At 71.0% G+C, this 19,120-nt stretch carries 16 protein-coding genes and 1 tRNA gene; 12 read left to right on the forward strand and 5 right to left on the reverse strand.

The window, feature by feature from the left end:
• Positions 1-2: 2 nt before the first annotated feature.
• From prpB to AB0K08_RS09135, 3 genes are read right to left on the reverse strand one after another with little or no spacing between them, the layout of a single operon-like run.
• A complete protein-coding gene (gene prpB / locus AB0K08_RS09125; protein WP_363353606.1) occupies positions 3-923 on the reverse strand; it encodes a methylisocitrate lyase in 921 nt (306 codons plus the stop codon).
• A complete protein-coding gene (locus tag AB0K08_RS09130) occupies positions 923-2,440 on the reverse strand; it encodes an MmgE/PrpD family protein (protein WP_363353608.1) in 1,518 nt (505 codons plus the stop codon). Before AB0K08_RS09130 ends, prpB begins: the two co-directional genes overlap by 1 nt.
• Complete coding sequence (locus AB0K08_RS09135; protein ID WP_363353610.1) at positions 2,437-3,129, reverse strand: GntR family transcriptional regulator; 693 nt, start codon at positions 3,127-3,129, stop codon at positions 2,437-2,439. The genes AB0K08_RS09130 and AB0K08_RS09135 overlap by 4 nt, the downstream gene beginning before the upstream one ends.
• Positions 3,130-3,283: 154 nt before the next feature.
• Here AB0K08_RS09135 and AB0K08_RS09140 point away from each other — a divergent pair, with 154 nt between their 5' ends.
• Positions 3,284-5,248 (forward strand): AMP-binding protein, encoded by a 1,965-nt coding sequence (locus AB0K08_RS09140; protein ID WP_363353612.1) that lies wholly within the window; start codon positions 3,284-3,286, stop codon positions 5,246-5,248.
• On the opposite strand, the gene AB0K08_RS09145 is transcribed toward AB0K08_RS09140, so the two are convergent.
• The gene (locus AB0K08_RS09145) at positions 5,245-5,964 is read right to left on the reverse strand and encodes a response regulator (protein ID WP_363353614.1); all 720 of its coding nucleotides are present in this window, start codon (positions 5,962-5,964) and stop codon (positions 5,245-5,247) included. The genes AB0K08_RS09140 and AB0K08_RS09145 overlap by 4 nt on opposite strands.
• On the reverse strand, positions 5,961-7,646 hold the full coding sequence (locus AB0K08_RS09150; RefSeq protein WP_363353616.1) for an ATP-binding protein: 1,686 nt from the start codon (positions 7,644-7,646) through the stop codon (positions 5,961-5,963). Before AB0K08_RS09150 ends, AB0K08_RS09145 begins: the two co-directional genes overlap by 4 nt.
• A gap of 152 nt (positions 7,647-7,798) precedes the next feature.
• Between AB0K08_RS09150 and AB0K08_RS09155 the strand changes: the two genes are divergently transcribed.
• From AB0K08_RS09155 to AB0K08_RS09205, 11 genes are all read left to right on the forward strand, one after another.
• A complete protein-coding gene (locus AB0K08_RS09155; RefSeq protein WP_363353618.1) occupies positions 7,799-9,262 on the forward strand; it encodes a cation:dicarboxylase symporter family transporter in 1,464 nt (487 codons plus the stop codon).
• A 241-nt stretch (positions 9,263-9,503) separates the two neighbouring features.
• Complete coding sequence (locus AB0K08_RS09160) at positions 9,504-10,361, forward strand: AAA family ATPase (RefSeq protein ID WP_363353967.1); 858 nt, start codon at positions 9,504-9,506, stop codon at positions 10,359-10,361.
• A 41-nt stretch (positions 10,362-10,402) separates the two neighbouring features.
• Positions 10,403-11,257: a ScpA family protein gene (locus tag AB0K08_RS09165; protein ID WP_363353969.1), complete on the forward strand. Its 855-nt coding sequence runs from the start codon at positions 10,403-10,405 to the stop codon at positions 11,255-11,257.
• Positions 11,257-11,877, forward strand: a complete 621-nt coding sequence (gene scpB, locus AB0K08_RS09170) for an SMC-Scp complex subunit ScpB (RefSeq protein ID WP_363353620.1) — start codon at positions 11,257-11,259, stop codon at positions 11,875-11,877. The genes AB0K08_RS09165 and scpB overlap by 1 nt, the downstream gene beginning before the upstream one ends.
• 163 nt (positions 11,878-12,040) lie before the next feature.
• Positions 12,041-13,030: a pseudouridine synthase gene (locus AB0K08_RS09175; protein ID WP_363353622.1), complete on the forward strand. Its 990-nt coding sequence runs from the start codon at positions 12,041-12,043 to the stop codon at positions 13,028-13,030.
• Between the two features lie 10 nt (positions 13,031-13,040).
• Entirely contained in the window at positions 13,041-14,183 is a 1,143-nt protein-coding gene (locus AB0K08_RS09180; RefSeq protein WP_363353971.1) for a prephenate dehydrogenase, read from the forward strand.
• Positions 14,184-14,930 carry a (d)CMP kinase gene (gene cmk / locus AB0K08_RS09185; RefSeq protein WP_363353624.1) on the forward strand — a complete coding sequence of 249 codons (747 nt, stop codon included), beginning with the start codon at positions 14,184-14,186 and terminating at the stop codon, positions 14,928-14,930. It abuts the gene before it with no gap.
• The gene (der, locus tag AB0K08_RS09190) at positions 14,927-16,495 is read left to right on the forward strand and encodes a ribosome biogenesis GTPase Der (protein WP_363353626.1); all 1,569 of its coding nucleotides are present in this window, start codon (positions 14,927-14,929) and stop codon (positions 16,493-16,495) included. The genes cmk and der overlap by 4 nt, the downstream gene beginning before the upstream one ends.
• Positions 16,496-16,577: 82 nt before the next feature.
• Entirely contained in the window at positions 16,578-17,606 is a 1,029-nt protein-coding gene (locus tag AB0K08_RS09195; protein WP_363353628.1) for an NADP-dependent oxidoreductase, read from the forward strand.
• 75 nt (positions 17,607-17,681) lie between these two features.
• Positions 17,682-17,755, forward strand: a tRNA-Pro gene (locus tag AB0K08_RS09200).
• 153 nt (positions 17,756-17,908) lie between these two features.
• On the forward strand, positions 17,909-19,117 hold the full coding sequence (locus tag AB0K08_RS09205; protein ID WP_363353630.1) for a globin domain-containing protein: 1,209 nt from the start codon (positions 17,909-17,911) through the stop codon (positions 19,115-19,117).
• The last annotated feature ends 3 nt before the right edge of the window (positions 19,118-19,120 follow it).

The following is a 19,120-nucleotide window of genomic DNA, read 5'->3' on the forward strand; positions in this document are numbered from 1 at the left end:
TTTCAGTTCGTGCCCAGTCCGGGCACCGAGAAGTTGAACACGGAGGAGTCGAAGCCGTTGTAGCCCTCGTAGTCCACGAGCTCGTAGAGGCGTGCCCTGGTCAGCATCTCACTGACGGCACCCTGCTGGGTACCCTCGGCACGGATCGTGGACAGGGTGCGCTCCATGGCGCCCAGGGCCGAGCGCAACAGGGTGACCGGGTAGATCACCAGGGCCACACCGGCTGAGGCCAGCTGCTCCCGGGTGAACAGCTCGGACTTGCCGAACTCGGTCATGTTCGCCAGCACGGGCACGTCCACGGCGCCGCAGACCGCCTCGAACTCGGACAGGTCCTTCATGGCCTCCGGGAAGATGGCGTCCGCCCCGGCGTCCACCAGCGCCTTGGCCCGGTCCACGGCGGCCTGCAGGCCACCGGCACCCTCCACCCCGCGGATATCGGTGCGCGCCATGATCAGGAAGTTCTCATCCCGGCGGGCGCTCGCGGCCGCCGCCACCCGCTGGGTGGCCGTGGCCAGGTCCACCACGGACTTGTTGTCCAGGTGGCCGCACCGCTTGGGATTGACCTGGTCCTCGAGGTGGCAGCCGGCCAATCCGGCGTTCTCGAGCTCCTGGATGGAACGGGCCACGTTCATGGGCTCACCGAAGCCGGTGTCGGCGTCCACGATGGCCGGCAGGTCCGTGACGCGCGCGATCTGCCCGGCGCGCTGCGCCACCTCGGTCAGCGTGGTGAGCCCGATGTCCGGCAGGGCCAGCTCGTTGGCCAGCACCGCGCCGGAGATGTACAGGCCGGGGAAGCCCTGCTCCGCCACGAGCCTCGCGGAGATCGGGGTGTAGGCCCCCGGGAACTGGACGGCGGCCCCCGGCTGCAGGAGCTCCCGCAGCCGGACCCGCTTCTGAGCTGCGGTCAGCGTCGAGTACAGCATCAGAACAGTCCCGCCGGGGACTCGGTCAGGTTGATGACGCCGGGCTTGGCGATGAGGTTCAGCTGATCCAGTTCGCCGGGGCCCAGGGATGCGGTGCGGCGGGCGGCATCCAGGAATCGCTCCATCTCCTCGCCGGAGACCACGCCCTCGGCCAGCGTGCAGAACTTGTGGATGTACTGATCCCTGCCGAACGGGCGGGCACCCAGCGGGTGGGCGTCCGCCACGGCGATCTCGTCCACGATCTGTCCGCCACTGCGGGTGTTGATCACCACGCGGCCGCCGAAGGCCTTCTCCGCGATGTCGAGCGAGTGGTAGCGGCGCGTCCACTCCGCGTCCTCCTGGGTGGTGACCTTCTGCCACAGCTTCACCGTGTCCGGCCGGCCGGCGCGCTCCGGGGTGTAGGAGTCCACGTGGTGCCACGCGCCGTCCTGCAGGGCCACCGTGAAGATGTAGGGGATCGAGTGGTCCAGGGTCTCCCGGGAGGCCGTCGGATCGTACTTCTGCGGGTCGTTGGCGCCGGAGCCGATCACGTAGTGGGTGTGGTGGGAGGTGTGGATGACGATCGACTCGATGCTGTCCACGTCCCGCAGCTCGGGGTGCTCGCGGTGCAGCTTGCGGGCCAGATCGATCAGGGCCTGCGCCTGGTACTCCGCCGAGTGTTCCTTGGTGTAGGTGTCCAGGATGGCGCGCTTGGCCTCGCCCCTCTCCGGCAGCGGCACCGAGTAGCGGGCGTCCGGTCCGTCCAGCAGCCAGGCGATGACCCCGTCCTCGCCCTCGTAGATCGGCACGGGGGAGGTCTGGCCGCGCATCGCGCGGTCAGCGGCCTCGACCGCCATCTTGGCGGCGAAGGCGGGGGCGTGGGCCTTCCACGTGGAGATCTCGCCCTTCCGGGACTGGCGGGTGGCCGTCGTCGTGTGCAGCCCCTGGCCGATGGCCTGGAAGATCGTCTCGGTGTCCAGGCCCAGCAGGGTGCCGATGCCGGCCGCCGCCGAGGGGCCCAGGTGGGCCACATGGTCGATCTTGTGGGCGTGCAGCGAGATCGCCTTGACCAGGTCGACCTGCAGCTCGTAGCCGGTGGCGATGCCGCGGATCAGGTCCGCACCGGTGGAGCCGCGGTGCTGGGCCACGGCCAGGATCGCCGGGATGTTGTCACCGGGGTGCGAGTACTCCGCCGCCAGGAACGTGTCGTGGTAGTCCAGCTCGCGCACGGCCACGCCGTTGGCCCAGGCCGCCCACTCGGGGGAGACCTTCTCGGCGACGCCGAACACGCCGGCCCCCTGGCCGCCCGGGGTGGGGCCGTGGGTGAGGGCCTGGGCGCGGGCGGAGACGATGGGGCCCCGGTTCAGGGAGGCCAGGGCCACCGAGGCGTTGTCGATGATCCGGTTGATGACCATCTCCTCGACGGCCGGCTCGACGGCCACGGGGTCGGTGGCCACCTCCGCCATCTTCCAGGCCAGCTGGTCCTGGCGGGGCAGGTTTTCCTCGGAACGGTAGACGCGGACGTCGTGGTTGATCATGGGGTCCTCTCCAACGGGGGTGTGTTCTGGTCGGTGGTCTGGTGGGTCATCGGCTCGGCCGTCTGGTGTGACTGCAGGTGGTCCAGGGCGTGGTGCAGGTGCAGCGTGGTGGTGGCCGCGGCCAGTTCCGGGTTGCGCTGGGCCAGGGCCCGGGCGATGGCGCTGTGCTCCGTGGCCGAGGTGGAGAGCCGCGCCGGGTCGTTGCGGGAGAAGCGGCGGAGCCGGTCCAGGTGGACCCGGACCGACTTCAGGTGCTGGGCCAGATAGGCATTCGCGCAGGCGGCGTCCACGGCGGCATCCAGTTCGGTGGTCAGCCGGTAGTACCCGGCGGGGTCCTCGCCGCCGCGCAGCGGCCCCACCGCCGCGTCGAACCGGGCGGCCAGGTCCGAGAAGACCCCGGGGTCGGCGTGTTCGGCGGCCCTGCGGGCGGCCAGCACCTCCAGCACCGTGCGCAGGTCGAACAGGGCGTCGGCCTCGGCGAGGGACACCTCGGTGACCACGGTGCCGCGCCCGGTGGACGGGGCGGCGAGGCCTTCGGCGACCAGCCGGCCGATCGCCTCACGCAGGGGGGTCCGGGACAGCCCGAGGCGTTCGGACTGCTCGACCTCGCCCAGCACGGACCCCGGCGGCAGGTGTCCCTCGATGATGTCCTGCCGCAGTGTCCGGTAGGCACGATCACTGGCTCGCATGGCCCCAGTGTATACACGGAATGGACGGTTCGGGTGGATCCACGCCAATTTCTCGAGAGAATGCGGCCTTAGGACGCCGAATTTCCCGCTGCGCGTATACATAATTGGGGTTCGGGGGTAGACGTGACGCTGCGTGGCTCATTAGGTTGGGCCCATGCCTGAGCACCCTGCGATGTCCACCGCCCCAGCCAACGCCACCCCCTCCGACTACGCCGCCGTGTACCGGCGCTCCCTCGAGGACCCGGAGGGGTTCTGGCTGGAGGCGGCCGCTGCCATCGACTGGATCGAGCCGCCCACCCGTGCCCTCGATGACACCGCCGCACCGCTGTACCGGTGGTTCCCGGACGCCCGGATGAACACGGCGGCCAACTGCCTGGACCGGCACGTGGCCGCCGGGCACGGCGCGCGCACGGCCATCATCTACGACTCGGCGGTGCTGGGCTCCGTGGAGCACATCAGCTACGCCGAGCTCACCGAGCGGGTGGCCCGCTTCGCCGGCATGCTGCGGGCCCGGGGCGTGGGGCCCGGCGACCGGGTGGTGATCTACCTGCCGATGACCCCGGAGGCGCACGTGGCCATGCTGGCGTGCGCGCGGATCGGCGCCGTGCACTCCGTGGTGTTCGGCGGCTTCGCCGCCCGCGAACTGGCCGTGCGGATCGACGACGCCCGGCCGAAGGCCATCGTGACCTCCTCCGGGGGGATCGAGCCGAGCCGCCGCGTCGAATACCTGCCCGCCGTGGCGGAGGCCGTCGCCCTGGCCGAGCACACCGTCGGGACCGTGGTGGTGAAGGCGCGCGAGGGATTCGCGACCTCCCTGCAGGACGTGCGCGCCGGCGTCGGGAGTGGGACTCAATGGCTGGACTGGGACGAGGCCGTGGCCCAGGCCGAGCCGGCGGACCCGGTGCCGGTGGCGGCCACCGACCCGCTGTACATCCTGTACACCTCCGGCACCACCGGCACCCCCAAGGGCGTGGTGCGGGACCACGGCGGGCATGCGGTCGCCCTGGCCTGGACCATGGCGAACATCTACGACGTCGGCCCCGGCCAGACGATGTTCACCGCCTCGGACGTCGGCTGGGTGGTGGGCCACTCCTACATCGTCTACGCGCCCCTGCTGGTGGGGGCCACCACCGTGCTGTACGAGGGCAAGCCCGTGGGCACGCCGGATGCCGGCGCCTTCTGGCGGGTGGCCGCCCAGCACTCGGTGCGCTCGCTGTTCACCGCCCCCACCGCGCTGCGTGCCATCCGCAAGACGGACCCGGAGGGCGCGCTGGCGCACGAGCACGACCTGTCCGGGCTGAAGACGCTCTTCGCGGCGGGGGAGCGGCTCGACCCGGAGACCCAGGGATGGATCGGGGACCTGTTGGGCGTGCCCGTGGTGGACAACTGGTGGCAGACCGAGACCGGCTGGCCGATCGGGGCCAACCCCGTGGGACTGACGGCCCTGCCGGTCAAGACCGGCTCCTGCACCGCCCCCTCGCCGGGCTACGCGGTGCAGATCCTGGACGGCTCCGGCCAGCCCGTGGAGGCCGGGACTGAGGGCAACATCGCCCTGCGGCTGCCCCTGCCCCCGGGGACCCTGACCACGCTGTGGGGCGACGACCAGCGCTACATCGACTCCTACCTCAGCGCCTTCGAGGGCTACTACGCCACCGGCGACTCCGGACTGATCGACGAGGACGGCTACCTGTTCGTCATGGGACGCACGGACGACGTCATCAACGTGGCCGGGCACCGCCTGTCCACCGGCGCCCTGGAGCAGGCGCTCGCGACCCACCCGGCGGTGGCCGAGTGCGCCGTGATCGGCCTGGCCGATCCCCTCAAGGGGCAACGGGCCTCCGGCTACGTGGTGCTGAAGTCCGGGGTGACGGTGGACGGCGAGGCCGGGGCGGCCGCGCTGCTGGACGAGCTGCGTGCCGCGGTGCGCTCCACCGTGGGCGCCGTGGCGGACTTCAAGCAGGTCGCCGTGGTGGACGCGCTGCCGAAGACCCGCTCTGGAAAGATCCTGCGCAAGACCATGCGGCAGATGGCCGACGGTGAGGAGCACACGGTACCCTCCACCATCGAGGACCGCTCCGTGCTGGACGCCCTGGAACCGGTGCTGCGGGCGGGCCGCTAAGGCGCCGTCCCGGTCCACCGGTACTCGTTCTCCGGGCGCCCGGGCGTGCCGTACCGCGGGGTGCGCTCCACCAGCCCCTGCCGGTAGAGGTGCTCCAGGTACCGTCTCGCCGTCACCCGGGACGTCCCGACGGCGGCGCCCACCTCCCCGGCGCTGAGTCCGGTGCCGGGGTGGCTGGCGGAACGCAGGGCCACGGTGACCGCCGAGAGCGTGTCCGCCAGCAGTCCTTTGGGCAGGTCCGAGGGCCCGCCGGTGACGTGGTGGCGGAAGGCCCGGTCGACCTCCTCCTGGCTGCGGGCCGAGCCGGCACCGGACAGCCCCGTGGACAGCTCCCGCACCGCCTGGAGCCGTTCGGCGAATTCGGGGTAGCCGAAGGGCTTGACGAGGTACTGCACCACGCCCAGGGCCATGGCCTGGCGGATGGTCTCCATGTCCGTGGCCGCGGTCAGGGCCAACACGGACCCCGTGAAGCCGGCCGAGCGCATCTGCCGCAGCACCTCCAGGCCGTGCCCGTCCGGGAGGTTCATGTCCAGCAGCACCAGGTCCACGCCGAACGATCCGTGCTCACGCCGTTGCGTGGACAGGAAGCGCACCGCATCGGCCAGCGTGGGGGAGAGGTGGACCTGCTGGTATCCGCCGGCCCGGGAGAGGTACTCCCCGTAGGTGTCGGCGGCCAGGGGCTCGTCCTCGACGATCAGCACGCGTTCACCGGTCACGGCGATCTCCTTCGGTGGTCCGCGGGTGCCGGTGGCGCCGCCGCCAAGGGCAGCTCCGCGGTCAGCACGGTGCCGGAGTCCAGCGCCAGCTCCACCGTGCCGCCCAGCGCCGATACCGTCTGGCGTACCAGGGCCAGTCCGATGCCGCGGCCGGCAGGCCCCGCCGGTTTGGTGGAGTAGCCGAGCTCGAACATCTGCTCGTGGTCCTCCCCCGCGGGCCCCGGGCCACCGTCGGCGACCTGCATGATCAACCAATCGGCCTCGGTGCGGGCCTCCACCTCCACCCAGCGGTCCTGCCGTGGCCGGGAGGGGTCCGCGGCGGCATCGATGGCGTTGTCCACCAGGTTGCCCAGGACGGTCACGAGGTCCTGGGTGGAGATCCCGGTGGGGGAGTCCACCTCGAGCCGGTAGTCCATCCGGACGCCGCGCTCGCGGGCCTGCGCGGCCTTGGCGGCCAGCAGCGCCTGGACGGCCGGTTCGCCCGTGGGGCCGAGCGGGCCGGGCTGGGCGGCACCGGCCGAGGCCGTGCCGGTGGACAGCAGGCCGCGGGCCTCGTCGAGGCGCCCGAGCTCCAGTAGTGACAACACGGTGTGCAGCCGGTTGCCGTGCTCATGGGTCTGGGCACGGAGCGCATCCGTCAGGGACTGGGTGGTCTCCAGTTCCCGGTTCATGTCCTGCACCTCGGTGCGGTCGTAGAGGGTGACCACGGTGCCCTGTTCCCCGGTGGGGCGGGGTCCGGTGGGACGGATGCGGTGCTGGTTGACCACCAGGATGCGGCCGGGCACGGCGAACAGCTCGTCCCGGGCGTCCCGTCCCGAGGCCATCAGGCCGACCAGTGGTTCCGGCAGTTCCAGGTCGGCCAGCCGGACCGTCCCCGGCGGGTCCTGCCGCCCGAGGGGAGGCAGGGCCAACAGCTCTGCCGCGCGGTCGTTGTACAGGTTGAGCTCTCCGCCGCGCCCCACCAGCACCATGCCCTCGCTCGCATTGTGCAGGGCGGTGTCCAGCAGTGCGAACCGGTGGGCGAGCTCCTCGGGGCCGAGTCCGTGGGTGGTGCGGTCGAGGTACCGGCCCACCAGGACGGATCCGGCCAGGCCCAGTGCGGCGATCAGGGCCATGCCCAGGAGCAGGCGCGGGATCTGCGCCGCCACCGCGATGTCCAGCTCGGGGACCCGGTGCCCCACGCCGACGATCCCCACCACCTCGGCCCCCTCCGCCCCGGCCGCGTACACGGGGACCAGGGCCCGCAGGGACAGTCCGGCGGGACCCGTGGACACGGTGTCCACCTGGTCCCGGCCGGACAGCACGTCCGTGAGGTCCCCCGGATACCGGGTCCCGTTCTGTGCCGGATCGCGATGGGCCACCCGGGAGTAGTCGGTGCCGAAGAACGTCACCCAGTCCACCTCGGCCTGGGCGGCCAACTCGGTGGTGAGCGGCTGGAGCACCGCCGTGGGGTCCTGCGCCGTGAAGGCCTCCCGGATGCGGTCCTCACCGGCGATCAGGTGGGCAGTGGCCAGGACGTTGCCGCGTTCCACGGCATAGATGGTCTGGTGGGTCTGCAGGTAGCTGAACGCCGCGAGGACCACGGTGATGACCAGCAGACCCAGGAGGTGGGCCACCGCCAGCCGCCGGGCGATGCTCCACGGCTGCTTCGGGGGCCGTGCCGTGCGTTCTGCCGTACCCACCCGTCTCCTCCCGTCGTGCCTGTCCCGTGGTGTCTGTCCCGTGGTCCGCCGTGAACTTTATGACCGCAAGGTGACGCGCGGCACAGCCGGTGGTGATGATCGTCGCAACCACATCAACCGAGAGCCGACGGCCCCACTGTAGAGGACGAGTCATGACCCAGCACGCACAGCAGAGTATCGACCGGAAGGGTCCGGTGAAGAAGAAGGACCGCACCCACTGGCTCTACATCATGGTGATCGCCTCGGTGATCCTGGGGGCCGCCGTCGGGCTGATGTTCCCGGAGTTCGGCCAGTCCCTGAAACCCTTGGGCGACGGCTTCGTCTCCCTGATCAAGATGATGATCGGCCCGGTGATCTTCTGCACCATCGTGCTGGGGATCGGCTCCATCGCCAAGGCCGCCACCGTGGGCAAGGTGGGCGGCCTGGCACTGCTCTACTTCATGACCATGTCCACGTTCGCCCTCGGGATCGGCCTGGTGGTCGGGAACCTGGTGCACCCGGGGGAGGGGCTGCAGCTGACGCCCTACGATCCAGAGGCCGCGCAGGCGGACCTGGACCCCACCGTGGCCTTCCTGCTGGAGATCATCCCGGACTCCGTCCCGGTGCTGCCGGTGCTCTTCGTGGCCCTGCTCGTCGGCTTCGCCCTGCAGGGGATGGGGGAGTCCGGCAAGCCGCTGCTCAAGGGGCTGGCCCTGGTCCAGGGCGTGGTCTTCCGGGTCCTGATGATGATCATGTGGATCGCCCCCGTCGGTGCCTTCGGCGCCATCGCGGCCGTGGTCGGCTCCACCGGCTGGTCGGCGATCGGCGCCATGGCCCTGCTGATGGGTGCCTTCTACGCCACCTGCCTCGTGTTCATCGTGGTGGTGCTGGGCGGGCTGCTGAAGCTGGTGACGGGCGTGAACATCTTCAAGCTCATGAAGTACCTGGCCCGCGAGTACCTGCTGATCTTCGCCACGTCCTCCTCGGAGTCGGCCCTGCCCCGCCTCATCGCGAAGATGGAGCACGCCGGTGTGCACAAGTCCGTGGTCGGCGTCACCGTCCCCACCGGCTACTCCTTCAACCTGGACGGGACCGCCATCTACCTGACCATGGCCGCGCTGTTCGTCTCCAACGCCATGGGACTGGAGATGAACCTGGGCGAGCAGATCGGCCTGCTGGTGTTCATGATCATCGCCTCCAAGGGGGCCGCCGGGGTGACCGGTGCCGGCCTGGCCACCCTGGCCGCCGGGCTGCAGGCCCACCAGCCGCAGCTGCTGGGTGGCATGGGGGTGATCGTGGGCATCGACAAGTTCATGTCCGAGGCCCGCGCCCTGACCAACTTCACCGGCAATGCCGTGGCCACGGTCCTCATCGGCAAGTGGGTCGGCGAGTTCGACCCGGCGAAGGCCGAGCGGGTGCTCTCCGGTCAGGACGCCTTCGACGAGGAGATGGTCGTCAACCACGGCCTCGAGGAGGACGGCAACGCCGGCCAGGACGACAGCACCAGCGGCAGCAGCAACGGCGGCCGCGCCGGTGCGGATGAACACGCGGACCGGGCCGCCGCCGCGACCGCACCGGCCGCAGGGGAGGAGAGGGAGCCCCGGTGGGAACTGGCGGGGTCCGCCCCGCGCCACTGAGCCCTGCGGGCACCCGCGTGCGCCCGCGGCGCGGCCCTACACCTTCAGCCTGCGGTTGAACGTCAAGGCTCGCCGTGGGCCGCGGGGATTTTTCTGCGCAGCCACCGATCCGGACTAGGGTGTATCCATGCCGCAGCAGCTTGCGTTGTTCAGCGTGGGTGAGCTCACGGTACGGCGGACACATGGACCAACGGCAGGAGACGGCAGCATCGTGAACCAGGAAGAGCCCACGCCAGTCCTGATGATCACCGGAGACCCGGTCATCGGACCCACGGGACGGCCCAAGCATGATTTCCCGGAGCCGGTGCAGTTGGAGACCCACGGTCCCGCCCGGGTCATCTCGATGGTCAACCAGAAGGGCGGGGTGGGCAAGACCACCTCTACCATCAACCTCGGGGCCGCCCTGGCCAGTTACGGCCGCCGGGTGCTGATGGTGGACTTCGATCCCCAGGGGGCCCTGTCCGCCGGGCTCGGGGTGAGTCCCCACGAACTGGACACGACCGTCTACAACGTCATGATGGAGCGGTCCGTGATGGCCCGGGACGCCATCGTGGCCACCGAGTTCGAGAACATCGACCTGCTGCCCGCGAACATCGACCTCTCCGCCGCCGAGGTCCAGCTCGTCAACGAGGTGGCCCGCGAACAGGTCCTGGAACGCTCGCTGCGGCAGGTGCGGGACGACTACGACGTCATCCTGGTGGACTGCCAGCCCTCCCTGGGCCTGCTGACGGTCAACGCGCTGACCGCCTCACACGGGGTCATCATCCCGTTGACGGCGGAGTTCTTCGCCCTGCGCGCGGTGGCCCTGCTCGTGGAGACCATCGAGAAGATCCAGGACCGGATCAACCCCGACCTGCAGATCGACGGCGTGCTGGCCACCATGTTCGACGCCCGCACCCTGCACTCCAAGGAGGTCGTCGGACGCCTGGTGGAGGCCTTCGGGGACCGCGTCTTCGAGACCGTGATCAAGCGTTCCATCAAGTTCGCCGACGCCACCGTGGCGGCCGAGCCCATGACGACGTTCGCCCAGAACCACGAGGGCGCCAAGGCCTACCGCACGCTGGCCCGCGAGCTGATCTGGCGCGGCGGAGCGCCGTGACCCCACGCGCCGGGGCACCCGCCCCGGCCCCGGCCACCGTCCTGGACGGGGAGGAGGACGTCCCCTCCGGCTTCACGGTCTCGCTGCAGAACTTCGCCGGCCCCTTCGACCTGTTGCTGTCCCTGATCGCCCGCCGCGAGATGGACATCACCGAGGTGGCGCTGGCGGAGGTCACGGACGAGTTCATCGCCTACGTCACCGGACTGAAGGATCCGCAGGACACGCAGGACCCGCGGGACGGGCATGACCTCGACGCCTTGGAGGCCTCCAGCGCCTTCCTGGTGGTGGCGGCCACCCTGCTCGACCTCAAGACGGCGCGCCTGCTGCCCGCCGGGACCACCGACGCCGAGGAGGACGTGGCCCTGCTGGAGGCCCGTGACCTGCTCTTCGCCCGCCTGCTCCAGTACAAGGCCTTCCGGGACATCTCCGCGCTCATGAGCCAGAGGATGGAGGCCGAGGCCCGCCGCTTCCCGCGCCAGACCACGCTGGACCCTAGGTTCGCCTCGGTGCTGCCGGAACTGGTGTGGACGCTGAGCCCCGAGCAGTTCGGCGCCCTGGCCGAGGACGTGCTGGCCCGGCCCCCGCGGCAGCCGGAGCAGGTCGGCCTGGCCCACCTGCACGCCCCGCCCGTCTCGGTCCGGGAACAGAGCGGCCTGCTGGCCGCGCGGCTGCGCCAGGCGGGTCATCTCACCTTCCGGGAACTGGTGTCCGACGCCGGCTCCACCGGCGTGGTCGTGGCGCGTTTCCTGGCGCTGTTGGAGATGTTCCGGGACCGGGCGGTCACCTTTGACCAACAGGTCCCGTTGGGGGAGTTGGTGGTCCGTTGGGATCCCTCGGCCCCGGACCAGATGCCCGAGGACCAGATGCCCGCGGACCGGAAGCCCGAGGACCAGTGATGAGCGAGGAACAGGATCAGGAGCGGGTGCCAGAACCCCGGGGGCCGCTGCGCGAGCAGTTGGAGGCCGTGCTGATGGTGGTGGACGAGCCGGTGACGGTGGCGCAGCTGGCCGAGGCGACCGGAGGTGACCAGGGTGCCGTGGCCTCCGGTCTCGCCGCCCTGGCCCAGGACTATGACGGGCTGTCCGCAGGCCCGCGCCGCGGCTTCGAGCTGCGCGAGTTGGCCGGTGGGTGGCGCATCTACTCCCGGCCGGCGCACGCCGATGTGGTGGAGCGGTTCGTGGTGGAGGGGCAGACGTCTCGGCTGACCCAGGCGGCGCTGGAGACCCTGGCCGTGGTGGCCTACCTGCAGCCCGTGACCCGGTCCAGGGTGGCGGGGATCCGCGGCGTGAACTCGGACTCCGTGATGCGCACGCTCGTCAGCCGGGGACTCGTGGCGGAGGCGGGCACGGACCCCCTGACCGGGGCCGTGCTGTATGAGACCACCGGCTTTCTGTTGCAGACCCTGGGCCTCGGCAGCCTGCAGGAGTTGCCCAAGCTCTCCGCCCACCTGCCCGGGTTGTCCGAGCTGGGGGAGCTGGCCACCACGGACGAGGCCTTCCGCGGCAGCGGGCTGTGAGGTGAGCAGGGAGCAGGGCTGAGGGGAATCCTCGCCTTGACACCTCGGATATGATGGACTGTTGCTGACGACCCGGTCAGGCCCTTCCTCCAGAGACGGAGGGCACCGGCCAGCACTCTTCACCCCCTACACATGCCGTGAGGCGCTGGAAGGACGATGTTCCATGAACGACCGCAACCCGCAGGGCCGGAAGCCGGCAGGACGCAAGCCGCAGGGCGGCAAGCCCTCAGGCAGCAAGCCACAGGGCAAGGGCGGCCAGAAGCCGGCCCGCCAGCACGGCACGCCGCGCCCCGGCCAGAAGGGCGGCCCCTTCCGCTCCGACGCGAAGGAGGGCTACGACCGCAACCTCGGTGCGGCCCGCAAGCCCCAGCGTCCCAACCGGGCCAAGCGCGAACAGAACTTCTCCTCGGTCCACGACCCCGAGGGCGTGCGCCTGCAGAAGGTCATGGCCTCGGCCGGCGTGGCCTCGCGCCGGGTGTGCGAGGACCTCATCGCCGAGGGCCGCGTGGAGGTGGACGGCAAGGTGGTCACCGAGACCGGCGTCCGGGTGGACCCGGAACGGGTCGTCATCCACGTGGACGGCATCCGCCTGCAGCTGGACACCACCCTGCGCTACTACGCGTTCAACAAGCCGCGCGGCGTGGTCTCCACCATGGACGACCCGGAGGGCCGCACCTGCATCTCGGACTACCTGAAGAAGGGCAAGTTCGACTCCTCCCGCCTCTTCCACGTGGGGCGCCTGGACAGTGAGACCGAAGGTCTGCTGCTGCTGACCAACGACGGCGAGCTGGCCAACCGGCTGACCCACCCGAGCTTCGAGATCCCCAAGACCTACCTCGTCCAGGTCCCCGGGCCCATGGCCAAGGGCGTGGGCGCGCAGCTCAAGGAGGGCATCCAGCTGGAGGACGGCTTCGCCAAGGTCGACTCCTTCAAGCTGGTGGACTCCACCCCGGGCCACGTGCTCGTCGAGGTGGTGCTGCACTCCGGCCGGAACCGGATCGTGCGCCGCCTGTTCAAGGAGGTCGGCTACCCGGTGGAGCGGCTGGTGCGGGTGAAGTTCGGCCCCATCGGGCTGGGCGACCAGAAACAGGGCACCATCCGCCAGCTCAGCCACCAGGAGATGGGCCACATCATGACAGCGGTGGGGCTCTGATGCGCCGGTGATGGCCCCCCGTGGTCTACCGGAACCCGTCCTGATCCGCGGCACGGGTCTGCTCGGCACCTCGATCGGGTTGGGTCTGCGCGCCGCGGGCGCGGACGTCTACCTGGCCGATCCCTCACCCTCGGCCCAGGCCGTGGCCGAGGACATCGGCGCCGGCCGCCCCTACCCCGGTGACCTGACCGGCACCCCGGGCCAGGAGCCGGCCGGGGCCGGAACGCCTCCCGGCACTGTCGTGGTGGCCTCGCCCCCGGACGTGACCGGCCAGGTGGTCATCGACTCGCTGCTGCGGTTCCCCGGTGCCGTGGTGCTGGACATCGCCTCCGTGAAGGGGCAGGTCCAGCGCCAGGTGCAGGCCGCCGTCGTGGACGGGACGCTGACCGGGGCGCAAGGCGCCCTGTACGTGGGCACCCACCCCATGGCCGGGCGGGAACGCTCCGGACCGGTGGCCGCGCGGGGCCAGCTGTTCACCGCCGCCCCCTGGGTGGTGTGCGCGGGGGAGGACTCCGCTCCCGAAGCCGTGGCGGCTGCCGAGGAGGTGGCCCGCACCCTGGGTGCCACCGTGCACCGGATGGACGCCGCGGACCACGACGCCTCCGTGGCCCTGATCTCCCACCTTCCGCAGATCGCCGCCTCGCTGGTCTCCTCGCGGCTGCAGGAGACCCCGGCCGCATCCCTGGCACTGTCCGGCAACGGGCTGCGGGACACCACCCGGATCGCGGCCTCCGACCCCCAGCTGTGGGTGCAGATCCTGGCGGCCAACGCCCCGGACATCCTGCAGATCCTGTACGGGGTGCGCCAGGACCTGGACCGGCTGATCGCCACCATGGAGGACCCCTCCGCCCCCGGCGCCCGGCTGGACATCGCCCAGCTGATGGCCGAGGGCAACGCCGGGCACGCCCGGATCCCGGGCAAGCACGGCGCCCCGCCGCAGGCCTTCGCCGTGGTGACCGTGATTGTGGACGACACCCCCGGCCAGATCTCCGCCGTCCTGCAGGACGTGGGCACGGCGGGGGTCAACGTGGAGGACCTGCGCATGGACCACTCCGCGGGCTATGAGGTCGGCATGCTGGAGATCTCCGTGCTGGCGGGACGCAAGCAGGAACTGACGGATGCGCTGAGCGCGCAGGGATGGAAGGTGGTCTGAATGACCGGCAGCACGACACCGCAGGGAACACCGACGGTCTCCGACGCGCGGCTGGTGGTCGCCGTGGACGGGCCGTCCGGCTCGGGGAAGTCCTCCGTCTCCCGGGAGATGGCCCGCCGGCTCGGTGCCGTCTACCTGGACACCGGTGCCATGTACCGGGCCGTGGCCTGGCACTGCCGCGACCAGGGGGTCCTGGATGACCCGGAGGCCGTGGTGGCCGCCGTGCAGGACATCGACCTGGCCCTCTCCGTGGACCCCGACCTGGAGCGCGTGGTGGTCGGCACCGAGGACGTCACCGAGGCCATCCGCGAACCCGGGATCTCCGCCGTCGTCTCCGTGGTGGCCACCAACCGGGCGGTGCGCGAGCTGCTCGTGGCCCGCCAGCGTGCGGAGATCGAGGCGCACCGGAGGATCGTGGCCGAGGGCCGGGACATCACCACGGTGGTGGCCCCGGACGCCGACGCCCGGATCCTGCTGACCGCCTCCGCCGAGGCCCGCACCTCCCGCCGCTCCGCCCAGCTGGGCGGCACCGTGGCGGCGGCGGAGCTGGCCGAACAGGTCTCGGGGCGGGACGCCCAGGACTCCACCGTGGTGGACTTCATGACACCGGCCGACGGGGTCGGCCTGGTGGACTCCACCGAACTCGACTTCCCGGCGACCGTCGAGGCCATGCTGGCCGAGGTGGCCCGCCAACAGACGCCGAACCACTCGAACCATTCAACCCACCCGGAAGGGGACCGCGCATGAGCACCGAGGACCGTGCAGGACGGCAGAGCGGATCACCGGCATCCGAGGCAGCGGAGGGCGCCGAGTACGTCCCCTCCGGCGATGACCAGATCGATGAGAGGCTGGCCGCCCTCTCGGATGAGGAGGCCCAGCAGCGGGCCGAGGCCCTGCTCGCGGGACTGGAGGACTATGAGCTCGACGAGGAGGACGCCGCCCTGCTGGGTGGCTGGGACCAGGACGGGGACGAAGCGCGGGAGCAGTCGGCCCCGCCGGTCCTCGCCGTGGTCGGCCGGCCGAACGTGGGCAAGTCCACCCTGGTCAACCGCATCATCGGCCGCCGTGAGGCCGTGGTGGAGGACGTCCCCGGCGTGACCCGGGACCGCGTCAGCTACGAGGCCGAATGGGGCGGCAAGACCTTCACCGTGGTGGACACCGGTGGCTGGGAGCATGACGCCAAGGGCCTCCACCAGCGGGTGGCCGCGCAGGCCGAACTCGCCGTGGACGTGGCCGACGCCGTGCTGTTCGTGGTGGACGCCACGGTCGGCGCGACCGCCACGGACGAGGCCGTGGTCAAGCTGCTGCGCCGCAAGGGCCGCCCCGTGCTGCTCGTGGCCAACAAGGTGGACGACATCTCGCAGGAGGCCGACGCCTCCACCCTGTGGGGACTGGGGCTGGGCCAGCCCTTCCCCGTCTCCGCCGTCCACGGGCGGGGCACCGGCGACCTGCTCGACGCGGCCATGGAGGCCCTGCCGGAGGTCACCGAGTACGGAGGTCTCATCCCGCGCGGGGGCCCGCGCCGCGTGGCGCTGCTGGGCCGGCCGAATGTCGGCAAGTCCTCCCTGCTGAACCAGCTGGCCGGCTCCGACCGGGTGGTCGTGGATGACACGGCCGGCACCACCCGTGACCCGGTGGACGAGCTCGTGGAGCTCGGCGGGCGCGTGTGGCGTTTCGTGGACACGGCCGGGATCCGCCGCCGCCAGCACATGGCGCACGGTTCCGACTACTACGCCTCCCTGCGGACCCAGTCCGCCCTGGACAAGGCCGAGGTGGCCGTGGTGCTGTTGGAGTCCTCCGAGGTGGTCTCCGAACAGGACGTGCGGATCCTCCAGCTGGTGCTGGACTCCGGCCGCGCACTCGTGCTGGCGTTCAACAAGTGGGACCTGATGGACGAGGACCGCCGCACCTACCTGGAGCGGGAGATCGAGCGGGACTTGGCCCACGTCCAGTGGGCGCCGCGCGTCAACCTCTCGGCCAAGACCGGGTGGCACAAGGACCGCCTGGTGCCCGCCCTGGACCAGGCCCTGGACTCCTGGGACTCCCGGATCCCCACGGGCCGGCTCAACGCCTTCCTCGGTGAGCTCGTGGCGGCCCACCCGCACCCGGTACGGGGCGGCAAGCAGCCCCGCATCCTGTTCGCGACCCAGCCGTCCACCCAGCCGCCGCGCTTCGTGCTGTTCACCACCGGTTTCCTCGACCCCGGGTACCGGCGGTTCATCATCCGCCGGCTGCGGGAGACCTTCGGCTTCGAGGGCTCGCCCATCGAGCTCGGGATGCGCGTGCGGGAGAAGCGCTCGCGCAAGCGCTGAGCGCGGCTGAGCGGGGCTGAGCCGGGTGGGCCACGTGGCGTAGGGTCGGCGGCAGAGGATGACCCACCCGGAAGGAGTGCCCATGTCAGAGTTCAGCAGTACCGAGATCCGACTGGCCTCGCGGCCCGAGGGCTGGCCGAGGCCGGAGGACTTCTCCGTCGAGCGGGTGGACCACGGCGGACTGCAGCCCGGCCAGGTGCGCGTCACCAACGAGTTCATCTCGGTGGACCCGTACATGCGCGGCCGGATGCGGGCGGGACGCAGCTACGTGCAGCCCTATGCGCTGGGGGAGACGATCACCGGGGGCGCCATCGGCCGGGTGGTGGAGTCCGCCGCCGAGTCCCTGCCGGTCGGCACCGCGGTCCTGCATCAGCACGGCTGGACGGACGGGGCCCAGGACGACGCCTCGGCCTTCCGGGCGGTTCCCGCCCTCGACGGGTTGCCGCTCTCGCTGTACCTGGGCATCCTCGGCATGCCGGGACTGACCGCCTATGTGGGGCTGACCCGGATCGCCAGGCTGCGTGAGGGGGACACGGTGTTCGTCTCCGGCGCCGCCGGTGCGGTGGGAACCACTGTGGGGCAGATCGCCCGGCAGCTGGGGGCCGCCCGCCTGATCGGCGCCGCCGGATCCGCCGAGAAGGTCGAGCTGTTGAAGGACAAGTACGGCTTCGACGTGGCGCTGAATTATCGCGACGCGCCGATCCGCGAGCAGTTGGTGCGCGCCGTGGGTGAGGGCGGTCTGGACGTGTTCTACGACAACGTGGGCGGCGACCACCTGGAGGCCGCGCTGGAGGTCATGAACGACTTCGGCCGGCTGGCCCTGTGCGGGGCGATCTCCGGTTACAACGCCACCCAGCGGCCGGCCGGGCCGGACAACATGGGCCACGTGGTCACCCGCAGGCTGCGGATGCAGGGCTTCATCGTGCATGAGGTGGTCGCCGACCACCCGGGGGTGGACGAGGAGTTCAGGGAGCGGATGAGCGGCTGGCTGTCCGCGGGCCGGATCACCTACGAGGAGACCGTCGCCGAGGGATTCGAACACACCGTGGACGCGTTCCTGGACATGATGCGCGGCGCCAACACGGGCAAGATGGTCGTGAAGGTCGGCTGAATCCCGATGGTCCGGGACGATGCCGACCCTGGTGTACAGTTGACTGGTGGATTGATCCGGTGAGGATCGGTTCCACGGGCTATGGCGCAGCTTGGTAGCGCGCTTCACTGGGGGTGAAGAGGTCGTGGGTTCAAATCCCGCTAGCCCGACCGACACACGGCGCGAGAGCCGCTGAGAGCCCGGGCCCCGAACAGGGGCCCGGGCTTTTCTCATGCCGCGGTGGGCGGACGCTGGCCGGGGGTGGCTGGATGGGGGAACATCAGGGGACTCACATCAGGTGCCGATCGACAACGAGGTCCATCATGAAACTCTCACCCGATTACGCAGAGACCGTGGCCCAGACCGCCGGCGTGGTGGCCGAGCACGCCGAGGAGATCACGAAGGTCTTCTACCCGGACATGTTCGAGGCCCACCCCGGGCTGCTGAACGTGTTCAACCGGGCCAACCAGGACATCGGCGAGCAACCCAAGGCGCTGGCGGCCTCGGTGGTGGCGTTCGCGGTGCACCTGGTGGACCCCGAGGCCCCCGACTTCACCCCGGTGATGCAGCGGGTGGCCCACAAGCACGTCTCCCTGGGCATCAAGGCGCACGAGTACACCATCGTCGGACGCCATCTGCTCGGCGCGGTGAAGAAGGTCCTCGGGGACGCCGTCACGCCGGAGGTCGCGGCCGCGTGGGACGAGGTCTACTGGCTGTTCGCCACGGCCCTCATCGCCGAGGAGGGCCGGCTGTACGCCGAGGCGGGCACCGACCCGCAGCAGCCGTGGCGACCCTATCGCGTGGTCGAGCGCTTCGAGGAGTCCGACGAGGTCTTCTCGCTGCTGCTGTCCCCGGTCGAGGGCCAGGTGCCCTCGCACCGCACCGGGCAGTACGTGGCCATCGCCGTCGATCTGCCGGACGGCCTGCGCCAGCCTCGCCAGTACACCATCTCCTCCGGGCCCCGAGGCGATTCCCTGCGGGTGACGATCAAGCGGGTCCACGGCGTCAACGGTGCGCCCGACGGCCAGGTGTCCGGATGGCTGCACGAGCACGCCCAGCCAGGCACCGTCCTGGACGTCTCCCAACCGGCCGGGGACGTGGTGCTGGACGATTCCGAGACCCCCCTCGTGCTGGTCTCGGCCGGCATCGGCATCACCCCGGTCGCGGCGATCATGGAGGACCTCTCGCGGCGTCAGCCGGGACGGACGGTGCGCCTGTTCCATGCCGACCGCTCGCACGCGCACCACGCCCTCTATGACGGGCTTCGGCGGCAGGTGCTCGCGATGCCGGACGCCCGCGCCCAGAACTGGTACGAGGAGGGGGCCGAGACCGCTCCCACCCTCTACCCGGCCCGAGCGGGATTCATGGACCTCTCCGATGTGGAGCTGCCCGGCGAGGCCCAGGTGTTCATGTGCGGGCCGCTGCCGTTCATGCAGATCGCACGGCGTGCCCTGATGGAGCAGGGCGTGGCCGGAGACAACATCAACTACGAGGTGTTCGGTCCCGACCTCTGGGCGCAGCAGCCCGAGTAGCCC

Origin of the sequence: Citricoccus sp. NPDC055426, assembly GCF_040677445.1 — a bacterium.
Lineage (GTDB): Bacteria > Actinomycetota > Actinomycetes > Actinomycetales > Micrococcaceae > Citricoccus.